General features: G+C 64.1%; 12 protein-coding genes. 7 read left to right on the top strand and 5 right to left on the bottom strand.

Translation table 11 applies throughout. The annotated features are described in order from the left end of the window. The coding region (locus VIQ49_RS11295) for a lipase family protein (protein WP_331884515.1) at positions 1 to 1,103 on the top strand (1,103 nt) is incomplete at its 5' end. An 88-nt stretch (positions 1,104 to 1,191) separates the two neighbouring features. Here the strand turns inward: VIQ49_RS11295 and VIQ49_RS11300 are convergent. After that, entirely contained in the window at positions 1,192 to 2,163 is a 972-nt protein-coding gene (locus VIQ49_RS11300) for an isopenicillin N synthase family dioxygenase (RefSeq protein WP_331884517.1), read from the bottom strand. Positions 2,164 to 2,191: 28 nt separating this feature from the next. After that, a complete protein-coding gene (locus VIQ49_RS11305) occupies positions 2,192 to 3,361 on the bottom strand; it encodes a nitrate ABC transporter substrate-binding protein (protein ID WP_331884519.1) in 1,170 nt (389 codons plus the stop codon). A 349-nt stretch (positions 3,362 to 3,710) separates the two neighbouring features. On the opposite strand from VIQ49_RS11305, the gene VIQ49_RS11310 reads away from it, so the two are divergent. The 5 genes from VIQ49_RS11310 to VIQ49_RS11330 all read left to right on the top strand — a co-directional run bounded on the left by VIQ49_RS11310 (position 3,711) and on the right by VIQ49_RS11330 (position 8,381). Beyond that, on the top strand, positions 3,711 to 4,493 hold the full coding sequence (locus VIQ49_RS11310; RefSeq protein WP_331884521.1) for an ABC transporter ATP-binding protein: 783 nt from the start codon (positions 3,711 to 3,713) through the stop codon (positions 4,491 to 4,493). 116 nt (positions 4,494 to 4,609) lie between these two features. Continuing rightward, entirely contained in the window at positions 4,610 to 5,371 is a 762-nt protein-coding gene (locus VIQ49_RS11315; protein WP_331884598.1) for an ABC transporter permease, read from the top strand. Between the two features lie 6 nt (positions 5,372 to 5,377). Continuing rightward, positions 5,378 to 6,430 (top strand): isopenicillin N synthase family dioxygenase, encoded by a 1,053-nt coding sequence (locus tag VIQ49_RS11320; RefSeq protein ID WP_331884523.1) that lies wholly within the window; start codon positions 5,378 to 5,380, stop codon positions 6,428 to 6,430. A gap of 15 nt (positions 6,431 to 6,445) precedes the next feature. Then, positions 6,446 to 7,090, top strand: coding sequence for a GntR family transcriptional regulator (locus tag VIQ49_RS11325; protein ID WP_331884525.1), 645 nt, complete (start codon positions 6,446 to 6,448; stop codon positions 7,088 to 7,090). Between the two features lie 46 nt (positions 7,091 to 7,136). Continuing rightward, the gene (locus VIQ49_RS11330) at positions 7,137 to 8,381 is read left to right on the top strand and encodes a cytosine deaminase (RefSeq protein ID WP_331884527.1); all 1,245 of its coding nucleotides are present in this window, start codon (positions 7,137 to 7,139) and stop codon (positions 8,379 to 8,381) included. A gap of 70 nt (positions 8,382 to 8,451) precedes the next feature. Here VIQ49_RS11330 and VIQ49_RS11335 read toward each other — a convergent pair whose 3' ends face one another. Continuing rightward, positions 8,452 to 9,654 (bottom strand): aminotransferase class I/II-fold pyridoxal phosphate-dependent enzyme, encoded by a 1,203-nt coding sequence (locus VIQ49_RS11335; RefSeq protein ID WP_331884529.1) that lies wholly within the window; start codon positions 9,652 to 9,654, stop codon positions 8,452 to 8,454. A gap of 164 nt (positions 9,655 to 9,818) precedes the next feature. Here VIQ49_RS11335 and VIQ49_RS11340 point away from each other — a divergent pair, with 164 nt between their 5' ends. Continuing rightward, positions 9,819 to 10,748 carry an NAD(P)H-binding protein gene (locus tag VIQ49_RS11340; RefSeq protein ID WP_331884531.1) on the top strand — a complete coding sequence of 310 codons (930 nt, stop codon included), beginning with the start codon at positions 9,819 to 9,821 and terminating at the stop codon, positions 10,746 to 10,748. On the opposite strand, the gene VIQ49_RS11345 is transcribed toward VIQ49_RS11340, so the two are convergent. Further along, positions 10,745 to 12,436 carry a SulP family inorganic anion transporter gene (locus VIQ49_RS11345; protein WP_331884533.1) on the bottom strand — a complete coding sequence of 564 codons (1,692 nt, stop codon included), beginning with the start codon at positions 12,434 to 12,436 and terminating at the stop codon, positions 10,745 to 10,747. The genes VIQ49_RS11340 and VIQ49_RS11345 overlap by 4 nt on opposite strands. A gap of 58 nt (positions 12,437 to 12,494) precedes the next feature. Then, positions 12,495 to 13,154 carry a GAP family protein gene (locus VIQ49_RS11350; protein ID WP_331884535.1) on the bottom strand — a complete coding sequence of 220 codons (660 nt, stop codon included), beginning with the start codon at positions 13,152 to 13,154 and terminating at the stop codon, positions 12,495 to 12,497. Between the last annotated feature and the right edge of the window lie 125 nt (positions 13,155 to 13,279).

Here is a 13,279-nt window from a genome sequence, read left to right on the forward strand (position 1 = left end):
CGTCGATGCCGGATGAGTCACCGTCGGTCTCACAGGTGCTTCCGCAGGTGAAGCTACCGATGCCCGGTGAGGTGGTGCAGGTCGAGGACTGGGCGTCGTCGGGGTCGTCGATTTCGGGGAGCAAGGTCCTCTACCGCTCCACCGATGTGGAGGACGAACCGGTGATCGTCTCCGGGACGGTGTTCAAGCCGGAGGGTGTTGCGCCGGTGGGTGGTTGGCCGGTGCTGGCGGTCGGGCACGGGTCCACCGGCATCAACGCGAACTGTGCGCCGTCGCTGACCGACAACCTGTACGGGTTGTCGCGGCTGGTCAAGCGCTACCTCGATGCCGGATTCGCGGTGACCTTCCCCGACTTCTCCGGAATGGGCACCAACAGCGGGCCGCACCCCTATCTCGATTCGTACGCGGCGGCCCGGACGATGATCGACTCGGTGCGGGCCATTCGCGAGGTCTACCACGACATCTCGGACACCTGGGTGTCGTACGGGATCTCGCAGGGCGGCGGCGCGACGTGGGCCGCCGACGAGATCGCCGGACAGTACGCCCCGGAACTCCACTTGGCCGGAGCTGTTGCCCAGGTGCCCACGACAACCAAGGTGCCGATGGTGGACCTCGCGGCAGCGGGTGCGCTGACCCCGGAACAGCAGGGCGTGCTGCAGTGGCTCGAGGAGTCGCTCGCGCGCCGCAATCCCGACCTCGATCTGAACGCACTCCGCAGCCCGGCACTTGCCGCGCAATGGGCGGCGATGAGCGACTGTGGTCAGACCGCCGGCCGAGATGCCGCATTGCGGAGGGTCAGTGCCCAGGACTTCCGGCCGGCCACCCCTGCAGCCGGCGACAAGCTGAAGTCGCTGCTGCAGGAGATGGCCTTGCCGAGAGCGGGTCTCAGCGCCCCGCTGTACGTCCTCTACGGCGGCGGCGACCGATTCAACGATGCGCGGTGGACCACCGACGCGGTCGGCCGGGCCTGTGAACTCGGCGGACCGATCACCGTCGACTTCCAGCCTGCGGCCGGACACACCGACGTGAGCACCGGAGATGTCGAGCAGTACCTCCTCGATCGGATCGCCGGGCTTCCGGTCAGGAACGACTGCCGTCGCTGAACCCCCGAACCCCGAAAGTGGTGGGTCCTGGCGAGCGAAACCGCAGGTCAGCCTCACCAAAACCCACCAAGATCGGGTTGCGGGTGGGCTACTTCTTCCCGAAGTTCGCCGCGATGCGCTGCTGCAGGTAGTCCTCGGCGGTGATCGGGGGGTACTTGGTCCGAGGACCCTCGATCAGGACGTCCTTGTTGGCCTGGGCGAAGAACGCGATGGAGTACCGCGACCCCCGGTGGTCGTTCGGGCCGGGGCTGCGGACGCGATGAAAGTTCGACGGCAGGTCGTCATCGCTCCATCGCATCAGCATGTCGCCGATGTTGCAGGTGATCGCGTCGTCGGAGGGTTGCACCGACGTCCACAACTGGCTCTCCATCTCCCGGCCCGGACAGACCTGCAGCCCGCCCTGGCCGTCCCGCTGGAAAAGCAGTGTCAGACAATCGAAATCGGTATGAGCACCGGCTCGCCACATACCGTCTACGTCGGCATCCGGCGCGACTGCGAAGTAATGCAGCAACCGCAGTGTGCTCTGATATCCCGACGACGTGGGATCGTGTGCACGGGTGAAGAACTCGCGGTCGAACCCGAGCTTGTCGGCGAACATCGACAACAGCTCCATCGCCAGCGCCCAGCATTTGTGCTCGAACTCCAGGATCGTCGACGTGAATCCCTCGAGTACGTCGTCATCGGGCCAGAGACCATTCATGTTCGACAGCGTGACCTGGTACGACTCCTTCTGATCCGGAGTGCCCACAGACGGTCGTACCTGGGTCAGGCTTTCCCAGCCCGAGTTGAACCGTTTGGGGAAGCGGGCCTTGGTCTGGGTGGGGAGTGCGAAGAAGGCCTCTGCCATCTCGAACGCCCGGCGGACCTCAGCCAGGTCGATCCCATGGTCGACGACCTGGAAGAACCCGATATCGGTCGCCGCGGACCACAACTCGTCGGCGACCTCGGTGCGGCGATCGGCAAGATCGGCCATCGAGATCCGCCGGACTTCTCGGTCACTTTCGGTACCCATTGCGCCCATGCGTCGTTCGCGCTGCAGCTCGGTCATGTCGTACGTCATTGCCGTTCCTTTCGTGATGCTCTGCGCGTCAGGGAATCGAGATCGTGGGATCGATGAACCGGTTGGTGAACATCTGCTCCGCCGTCATGTTCGCCGGAACCTGGTTGCCGCCCGATGCCAGCACCGGACCGAGGTCTGCGACGTTGGCGGCCGTGCGGGCCTCGTCGTAGACACCAAACGAGCCGTTGTCCTCGTTGGCCAGCAAGCCCTGGTCCCGGAGCAGATCGGCACTGAACGTCGCTTCACCTTCACTGTAAGGCGAATATGTCTGGTCCTGCGAGACGATGTCGACGATCACCGAATTGGTCGCGCCGGGAGAGCTGATGTAGTCGACTCCCGACTGCTGGATGATCGGGACGAGCTTTTGTAGGCAGGGCGAGAACTCCTCGAGCTTGTCGGAACGCACCGACATGTTCGAGGCATAGATGTTGTAGCCGGCGTCCTTGATCAGCCCGTATCCGACCGGTTTGTTCCAGGCCGGGGTCTCTTCGGAGTAGGTGTACGGCTCCGAGTTCGCAAAGCCCTGCTGTGCGATGGAGGGGTCGCCGACAAACCGTGCAGGTGCGCCGTCGTAACTGGTGTCGATCTGCGACTGCTTCAGCAGGCCCTTGGCCACCATCCATTGCGGGAAGATCTGGTCCTTGGACACCACCACCGTCGCATCGCTGGTGCCGATGTCGCCGGCCGTCTGCCATTCCGGGTGTGTTGCGGGATCCCACATCACGATCGCGGGACTGTACTTCAGCAGGGGCGTCACACCGACCACCGGCTGATCGGCTGCGGCCGAGACCAATTGATCGCCGTGGACGACACCGAGCATGACCGAGTCGTCGACGTAGAGCTGTGAGGTGACGGACTGGAATCCGATGGCCGGACCACCCGATTTGAGGGTGATGTCCACGCCGGTGTCCTTACCGCCTGCCACCAGTGGGCCGGTCACCGACTTGTTGTCGGTGTCGACGACATATCCGGGTCCGAGCATCTCGAACAGTGCTCCCATGTCGGACTGCGGCTGCCATTGCAGCTGGATGCCGACATCTGCAGGACAGACATCGGCGAGGCTCTGCTCTGCGGCCGCGGGTTCGATCGCCACCGACTCGGTTGGCTCGTCAGAGCCGTACGCGCAGGATGTCAGACCAATGGTGGTGAGGGCGATGACGGCGATGCCGATCTGTCGCCCGACGGGTGATCGCTTCATGATTCTCCTAATTCGGTCAGGTCAACCGGATGCTGCGGGGGTGATGTCCAGATGACGGACGAGATCTGTTGCGGTGATGTGTGATCTCGCGGTGACGGGGATTTGCTTCGGTCTCTCTGAGAAGCACTATTGCATGTAATCAAGAGAGTATTGCGTCTGTGTTACGGCCTGGGTCGCTGGTCCGAAATCTACGAGAGTTCCAGCTTCTGGGCAGCTCACGCGGATGCAGTCGTGCAACATGTCATCAATTCGTAACGCAACGCAACGAGATAGTCATGCATGTAATTAATGATGTGGAGGCCAGGAGAAGTCACTTGTTGCATGTTGGTTGGAAGGTGTGGGGTAGCAGATGGAACTCGCCGATACGATGCAGGGCGTCGATGCGCGCCGGCTCACCAAAGGCATTCAGATGGTTTTCGACGACGTGGTCAAGGAGTTCGATACCGGGACCGTTGCCATCGAGAAGGCCGATCTCGAGGTGCGCCGGGCTGACTTCGTCGCAGTGGTGGGGCCGTCGGGATGTGGCAAATCGACGTTGCTGCGGATGGCCGCCGGGTTGGAGGTTCCGACCTCGGGATCTGTTGCTGTGGAAGGTGATTCGGTGGGCTTCATCTTCCAGGAGCCCACACTGCTGCCGTGGCGGAACGTGCGCGCCAATGTCGAACTCGCTGCCGAGCTCGGCCATGGGAACAGGGCGGAGTACAAAGCGCGTGCGGCAGAGAGCATTCGGGCCGTCGGACTCGAACAGTTCGCTGATCAACTCCCGAATGCACTGTCCGGCGGTATGAAGATGCGAGTGTCGCTGGCGCGTGCGCTGACGCTGTCCCCGGATGTGATGTTGCTGGACGAGCCCTTCGGCGCACTGGACGAGATGACGCGACTCGAGATGCAGGTTGAGCTCCAAAGGCTCTACACGCAGCGGGAATTCACGGCGATGTTCATCACGCACTCGGTCTCCGAAGCGGTCTACCTCGCGAATCGTGTTGTTGTGATGACCCAGCGACCGGGACGTATCGCGGCGGTCTTCGACATCAACATGCCCTACCCGAGGCAGCCCGAATTGCGGTTCGACCCCACGTTCACCGACCACGTCGCCGAGATCTCGGCGATGTTGCACAGGAGCAATCGATGACCGAGATCAATGCCACACTGGACCTTTCCCGAGGGATGCGGGCCACCCACTCTCGTCAGGCCGGCGCCGTGACCCGCCCAGAGAGGCGGCGCCACCTCCGGCGCTTTGCCGGGGTGATGGTCTACCCGCTGCTCTCGTTGCTGGGGGCACTCGCGGCCTGGTCGGCGGTCAGCTACTGGATGCTGGCCCCGGAGAGACGCTTCTTGTTGCCTCCGCCGGTGGACGTGCTCCGGGACTCACTGATGCAGCGATCGCACCTACAACCGATGCTCGAAGCGCTGGCGGTCACAGCCCAGGTTGCACTCGTCGGTTTCGTCGTGGCTGTGGTCGTTGGTGTCGGGACTGGCGTGCTGATGAGTCAGGCCAAGTGGATCGAACGGATTGTCTATCCTTATGCCGTTGTGCTGCAGGTCATCCCAATCCTTGCCATCGTTCCCCTGATCGGTTTGTGGTTCGGATACGGCATGATGTCCCGGACACTGGTCTGTGTCCTGATCGCCGCCTTCCCGATCATCACGAACACCCACTTCGGTATCGCCTCGGTGGACCGGGGCATGCACGAACTCTTCACCTTGTCGCGAGCGTCACGGTGGGACCGCCTCGTCAAACTCGAGATACGGGCAGCCATGCCGTCCATCATGACCGGTGTCCGCACGGCGTCGGGCCTGGTGGTGGTCGGCGCCATCATCGGCGACATGTTCTTTGCCAAAGGTCAGCCGGGGATCGGCACCCTGCTCGATGTGTATCGCGGCCGCCTGCAGTCCGACGATCTGATCGCGGCCATCGTACTGGCCTCGCTGTTCGGGGTCGCAGTCTTCGCGCTCACCGGATTCGCGGCGCGCCTGGCCGTCGGTCGCTGGCACGAGTCCGGAAAGTGAGAAACCATGAATGACAATAAGTTTGAGGTTCCGACCATCGACATCAGCTGCTATCGAAGCGCGGACGCGTATTCGGATTCCGTACGTGCGGCGGTGGCGACGGAGCTCGACCGGATATGCCGGGAGGTCGGGTTCGTGCAGGTGGTCGGGCACGGGATCGACGATGCTGTCCTCTCGGATCTGGGCGACGCCCTCGATGAGTTCTTCGCCTTGCCCCTGGCGGTGAAGAAGGAGTATCGCCGCGAGGCGTGGACGAATCGGGGCTATTCGGCACCGAAGTCGGAATCCCTGAGCATGAGCTTGGGGATTCCCAGCGCCAACCAGATGAACGACTTCTACGAGGCGTTCACGGTCGGTGTGGAGGCCGCAGATTTCGCTGAACTCGACCTGCCCGAAACCAGCTACGCCTCGAACAACTGGCCCGGTGCCGCACCGGGTTTCGAGCCTGCGGTGCGGCGGTATTTCGGGCAGGCCCAGGAACTGGCCCGCACGCTGATGACCGCGTTCACCGACGCGCTGGGCCTGGACCCGGGCTACTTCGACACACTCATCGACCACTCGATCGAGGCCATGAAGATGAACAATTACGCCCTGCCCGAAGGCGATACCGAGTTCACCGGTGAACTCACCGGCATGGGCGCGCACACCGATTTCGGAATCCTCACGATCCTGTGGGCTGATCAGGTGCCCGGGTTGCAGGTTCTCGACCTGGACGGACAGTGGCATGACGTGCAGCCGGCCGATGGTGCGCTGCTCATCAACCTCGGCGACGCCATGGCCCGGTGGACCGCAGACCGGTGGCGCTCGACGATTCATCGCGTCGACCCGCCGGTGATCGACGGGCAGATCCGCCGCCGCCGCTCGGCGGCCTTCTTCTTCGACGGGAACCATGACGCGGTCATCGAGGTGTTGCCGGGGACCTTGGCAGAGGGCGAAAAGGGATACGCTCCCATCACGATCGCCGAGAACATCGCGATGAAGGTCGCGGGCCTGAGAACGGGTGTGGCACCGGCCGCCGACCTGAGGGAGACCGCACGTGTGGCGGCCGCCGGAAACTGAGAGGGGACAATCGCGATGACCGCATCTGAACGTGCGCTTCTCACTGATTCGGTGCATGACGCACTGCGCGAGATGATCTTCAACGGTGAACTCGAACCCGATAGCCCGCTGAGTGTTCCGGCGTTGGCCGCACGGCTGAACGTCAGTCGCACACCGGTGCGCGAAGCCGTGCAGCAGCTGATCTACGAAGGTCTCGCGTCCCACACCCGCAATGCCGGCGCCCGCGTGGCGTCGCTGGATGCCGACACCCTGAAGTCGGTGTTTCAGGTGCGGGAGGTCCTCGACGGACTTGCCGCGTTCAACGCCGCGCTCGGGTCGGACAACGCGGCCGTCGCCCAGATGCGCAAGATGGTGCAGGTGCAGCGGGAACTGCTGTCCGAGCCTCCCGACCAGCGTCGGGACGCCCTGCTGGATCTCCAGTTCCACACCTTGATCCGTGACAACGCGGCCAATCGGCCATTGAGTGAGGCGTTGTCTCGCCTGGATGGCCAGTCCCACCTGTTCCGCTCGGACATGTGGGTCACCGAGCTGAACCGTCGGCTCGCGGTCTGCGAACACGACCGGATAGTCGCAGCCATCGAAGCAGGCAATGCGGCTGAGGCCAGAGAGGCCGCAAGCGCCCATGTGGCGGGCATCTATGTCCGGGCGCAACGGCTCTGACCTGCCGCCAGACTCGGCAATTCCATCGATCGAAGAAAGCTCAACTGTGAAACATGAACTGCCGCAGATGGTGTCGTCCATTCGGGGGGCGACCCTCCCGGACGGGCACATCGTCGACATCGATGTGGTGCGCGACGGTGACCGTGCAGTGGTCGCGTCGGTGCGCACCGCAGACCTCTCGGACGTGGACGTCGGTTCGCCGGATGTGATCGACCTTCGCGGATATCTGCTGATGACCGCACCCGCCGAGCCACACGCACATCTGGACAAGGCGTTGTCGTGGGATGTACTGCAGCCTCCGCTCGGCGATCTGCACGATGCCATCGCGCACTGGAAAGCAGGCAGTGCGGGGTTCGACCAGGAGTCGTTCCGCACCCGCGCCCGCGCCGCCGCACTTGCGCTGGTACGCAACGGAACCACCGCCGTTCGTTCTCATGTCGACATACTGCCCGGGGACGACCCGCTGCGCGGCATCCGCGCGGTCGACGAGGTACGTCGCGAGTTGCGGGGTGTCATCGAGATCGAGATCGCCGCGCTGGCCAAGGAATACGCAACCGACGATCTTGTGCACGCCGCCCTCGACGCGGGCGCCGATCTGGTCGGAGGCTCACCGCACAGTGCACCGGACCCGATGGCGGACCTTCATCGTCTGCTCGACATCGCAGAGCTTCGCGGTGTCGGGGTCGATCTGCATACGGACGAGTTCCTGGAAGGCGACCACCACACGATCGCAGCGTTCGCCGGGCGGGTCAGCGACTGGCCCGCGGACCGGATCCGCACGGCCGGACACTGCACGCGATTGGGAACGATGGGAGCAGACGAACTGGGCGAACTACTGCCTCTGATCGCTTCGAGTGGGATCGGTGTGGTCGCGAACCCGATCACCAATCTCTATTTGCAGGGCCGCAACCATCCCGTCGCCACACCTCGCGGGCTCACCGCGATCGGGCCACTCCGCGCGGCCGGTGTCTGTGTCGCGGCGGGTGCGGACAACGTGCGTGACCCGTTCAATCCACTCGGCCGCAGCGACGCATTGGAAACTGCCGCGCTCACCGTCGCCGCTGCACACGTCCATCCGGAGGTCGCGCTCGCGATGGTCACCGACGATGCCCGTCGGGTGATGGGGCTGCCGGTTGCCGGCGCGAGGGTCGGCGCCCGGGCGGAGTTCCTGGCGGTTCGCGGGACCGGGGTCCTCGACGTCATGGCCACCGCACCCGCCGATCGCGTGGTCATCCACGACGGGCGTGTTGTGTCGATCAGCGAGACCCGGAACTGGACCGCACTGCACTGAGCCGATTCTGGTGAGTTCTGGCGAGAGAAACCGCAGGTCGGCCTCACCAAAACCCACCAAAACCGGGTGCTCACTCGAAGGTGGCGTCGAGGGCCGCTGCGAGATCGGCGACGATGTCGGCGGGATCTTCCAGGCCGATGGAGAACCGGAGATGTCCCCAGGTACGGAATTCGTCCGGATAGTGCTGCACCCGTGGACCGCTCGTCCCGACGTGGACGATCAGCGATTCGTCGTGACCGAGTGAGACGGCTGATGTGATCATCCGCAGATTCGAGACGAAACGGTTCTGGGTGTCCGGATCACCCTTGACCGCGAACGCCATCATCGCGCCGTAGCCGCGTCCGCCGAACTGCCTGGTGGCCAGCTTGTGCTGGGGATGAGAGGGAAGACCGGGATACGCGACGTACGCAACGCGTTCATCGTGATCCAGGAACTCTGCGACCTGTGCGGCCGACTCGAGGTGTCGGGTCATCCGTAGCGGCAGGGTGATGGATCCGCGGCTGATCAGCCACGCGTTGAACGGCGAGATCACCCCACCGACATCCACCATGGCGTCGGTCTTGATGGGATCGATCAGAGCCTTGGAGCCGAGTACCGCACCGCCCATGGCATCACCGTGGCCGTTGTAGTACTTCGTCAGCGAGTGCACCACCAGATCGGCGCCCTCGGACAGCGGCCGGTACAGCGGCGGCGGAGTGAACGTCGAGTCGACAACCACCAGAGCGCCCGCGGCGTGAGCGATGTCGGCGACCGCACCGATATCGGTGACTTTGGTGGTCGGATTGGCGATGGCCTCGATGTGGACCAGACGGGTGTTGGGGCGCAACGCCGCGCGCACCGACTCGAGATCGGATGCGTCGACAAAGGTGGCCTCGATGCCGTACTTACGCGGCAGGAGCTCGGTGAACAGTCGAAACGTCGCCTCATAGGTGACATCGGCGATCAGTACATGATCCCCGGAGGAGAGGTGGGTGAAGAACACCGCATGGAGCGCGGCCACCCCGGACGCCAGTACCACTGCGTCGTCGGCTCCTTCGAGCGCCGACAATTTGTGTTGCAGCGCAATCTGATTGGCGCCCGAATTGCGGGTGTAGAGCGGAATCTCGGTACCCGACCAACTGACCTGCGACGGGTCGTCGGGCAGCGCATACGAATTGGCCATCACGATCGGTGTCCGAATCGCACCGGACCCCTTGTCGATGCTGTTGCCGGCGTGAACGGCTCGGCTCGAGAAGCCGAGTGTGGAGGGATCGTGGTTGTCCGGGCGTGCCATGTCCACAGGGTAGGAGGCGGTCGAGGTCGCCGGGCGTCGCGACGCGCCCATCGGCGTCCGACGATCCAACCCGGAACAGATGACGACTCCGGAGACGTTGTAGGTGAAGATTGTGTACGAGGATCGCTGGAACATTCACGAATGCCATGGGCGGAGTTGTCACAATGAAAATCGCGGTGCTCGGCGCGAACGGTGCTGTCGGGGCAAGAATTGTCGAGAAGTTGAGTGGTCGCGGGCATGAGGTGGTCCGAGTCGGACGCAATCCCGCTTCGAACGACGTCGTGGTGGATCTCGGTGCGTCCGGCGGTGCGGCGTACCGCGAGGCGATCGACGGTATGGATGTGGTGGTCAACGCATCGGGTATCGAAGATCCCGCCCTCGCGAAAGAGGCCGGGACAGCACGATTTGTCGACATCAGCGCCACTCCCAGATATCTCGAGAAGATCATGGCCGCGCCCGCCGCGGGAGGTGTGCTGACCTGTGTGGGGCTGGCCCCCGGCCTGACGACGATCATGGCCACCGCACTGGCTGCCGACTCGTCCGACGGCGTCGACATCGGGTTGATGCTCGGAGCCGGCGAACGTCACGGCCGGGCGGCCGTGGAGTGGACGGCCGGTCTTCTCGGTGCGACGTTCACCGACTACGCGACGGGGGTCAAGATCCGGAACCTGGTCGGGTCCAGAGTCCTGGAAGGTCCTCACGGCAGTCGAAAGCGCTACATGCGCACCGACTTTCCCGACCACCTGGCGATCGGTGCCGACGGACCGCACGTGGCCAACTACCTCACGATGAGTTCGGTGTCGGCGACGCTGGCGCTGCGGATGGCCGCACTGGTCCCGAGTGTGGGCCGGCCGCTGATGCGAAAGATTCACCCGGGTGGGAGTGACGAATGGTCGGTTCTGGTGCGCAACCGCAACACCGGCCGGTGGTTGTACACCTCGGGGCACAATCAGTCCGCGGCGACGGCGACCATCACCGTTGCCGCCATCGAAGCGGCGCAGGGGCGCATCGATCCGGTGTTGCTCAGTTGCGACGTCCTCGACACCAACGCCCTGCACCTGCACTGGGACATCATGATCCGATCAGGACGCTAAGATTTGGGTTCGGGACCGGCGAGCGCGTCGGTCACGGTCGGGAATATCCCCAGTGTCGAGTCCGGTGCGTCTGCGTGGATCACGTCGCGAAACTGACCGATTTCCCGTGCGATTCGTAGGTCCACACCGCTGCGCTGCAGCGTCCGATGCAGATCGGTCAGCATCGACACCGCGGTCACGTCGATGAACGGCGAGGTTTCGGCGTCGAGGACGATCGTGTGTATCCCCTTGGTGGCCAATGCCGTGACCTGGTCCCGGACGTGGTCGGAGTTGGCGAAGAACAAGCCCGCTTCGACCCGGACCACCCGCACCCCTTCGATGGTCGGCAATTCCGGGTGTTCGGTGGCATCGATCCACTGGCTCCCGCGCTTCGCCAAAGTGACGACGTGCGGTCGTGACACCCGATAGAGCAGGAGCAGCATGGAGACCGCGATACCGATGACCAGACCGGGAAGTGTGTCGAAGACGAGTACGCCGATCATTGCGGCGAGCGCTGCGAGGAAGTCGGCGCGCGCCGCGGGACCGTAGATGGTGCCCAGCCGCGAGGTCCAGACTCTGTAGTAGCGGCGCAGGGCATTGATGTCGACGAGCTCGATGACCGCCGCGATGACAACCGCTGCGAGGGTGGCTTCGGGAAGTTCCTGGAACAGGCCGGTGAGGAACAGCAACGTGACAACGGTCAGGGCCGCGACCACGAGTCCGCTGACCTGTGTCTTGGCGCCGGCACTGCCGTTGACGGCGGTCTTCGACAGGCTGCCGTTGACAACCATCCCGGAAAAGAAACCCGATCCCACATTGGCCGCGCCCAGGCCGATGAGCTCGCGGTTGGCGTTGATCGTGTAGCCGGCCTTGGCAGCGTAGGTCTTTGCTGCGCCCAGACCTTCGGCAAAGCCGATGAGAAGAACTCCGGCGGCGGGACCCACGAGGTCGAGGTATTCACCGACGGGCATCCCGGCGGGAAGACCCACCGCGGGTAGACCCGAGTCGATGTGCCCGACGATCTCGACTCCGCGATTGTCGAGATCGAGTGCCCACACCGCCAGGATTCCCAGCAGCACGACAACGAGGGAGCCCGGGACGATGGGTAGCCATCGCTTGAGGATGAGGACCAAGGCCAGACTGGCGCCACCGACCAGCGCGGTGCGCCAATCAGTGTCACCGAGGTTCTCGACCACCGACCAGCTCTGTTCGAAGAAATCGCCGGAACCCTTGGAGATGCCGAGCAACTTCGGGACCTGGCCGACGATGATGGTCAGTGCCAGCCCGACGATGAAGCCTTTGAGGACGGGCTCGGAGATGAACGAGGCGATGAACCCGAACCGGCATGCGCCGGCCAGGATTCCGACAACACCGACAACCAGGGCCAGCGCGGTCGTAAGGGCTATGTAACGCTGCGGGTCGCCACCGGCGAGCGGGGCGACCATCGCCGCGGACAATGCGGCGGTGGCCGACATCGGCCCCACCACCAGATGACGTGAACTACCGGCGGCCGCATAGAGGATCAGCGCGGGGATCGCGGCGTACAGCCCCACCACCGCCGGCACGCCGGCTATCGCGGCGTACGCCAGGGCCTCTGGAACCATCACCGCCCACACCGTCAGTCCGGCAACCACATCCGGGCGAAAGTAGGACCGGCGATAACCGGCCAGCGATCCGAACACCACGGATCCGAATTGTCGGTTGGTCATCGACACGCTTTCCGTTGTGGTCGGTCAGTGTGGCAGGCGCAGCGGTGACGATGCGCGGTCAGCCCAGTCCGCCGACACCTTTGCCGATCAACGCCACTCCGATGACGAGGATCAAGACGGCCATGACGGTCTTGTTGTTCGCCTCCAGCCATACCTTGAGTCGCTCGAGCGGTCCGGAAAGGCGGTGGGAAGCAATCTGGTAACCCAGTACGGGGATCAGCACGGTGGTGGCTGCCAGCAGTGAGAACACCGCAACGGCCACCACCTCGCCCGTGGCGTCCAGCACGCCGGACCCCACGGTGACCCCGGCGGCGATGCACATGATGAGGTTCTTGGGGTTGACGGCGGCGAGTGCGAAACCGATACCGAGCCCGGTGAGGGGATTCATCTCGTCGATCGCGCCCATCCACTTCGGTGCGGCGGCCGAGGCGGTGCGGGCACGCCATTCGCGGACACCTTCGGCGAGCAACAACACACCGAGCGCCACCTTGATCCACGACGCCGTGGTCGACGGTCCGCTGTCGGTGTCCATCGCGCCGCCGAGGAACACGAAAATCGTGGTGGCCAGGACGATCCCGGCCAGCCATCCAGCGGCAAAACCCAGGCTGGTGGTGCGGGCATGTTTACCGAGCAGCATCAGAATGGCGGCGATGATCGGGATCGGCGACACCGCGACACCGATCGCCAAAGGCAGGAGATCGCCGATGACCGCACCCATGTCAGCGATACCTCGGAACGGCGTCAATCGCGGGCATGGGGTTTCCTTCTGGTGGATTGGCAGCCTTCACATCATGCTTGATCAAGCCGACTATTGCACCGATCCCGCCGTGCGTGTCCGGGCTG

Origin of the sequence: Williamsia sp. (assembly GCF_036566845.1) — a bacterium.
Taxonomy (GTDB): Bacteria; Actinomycetota; Actinomycetes; order Mycobacteriales; family Mycobacteriaceae; genus Williamsia.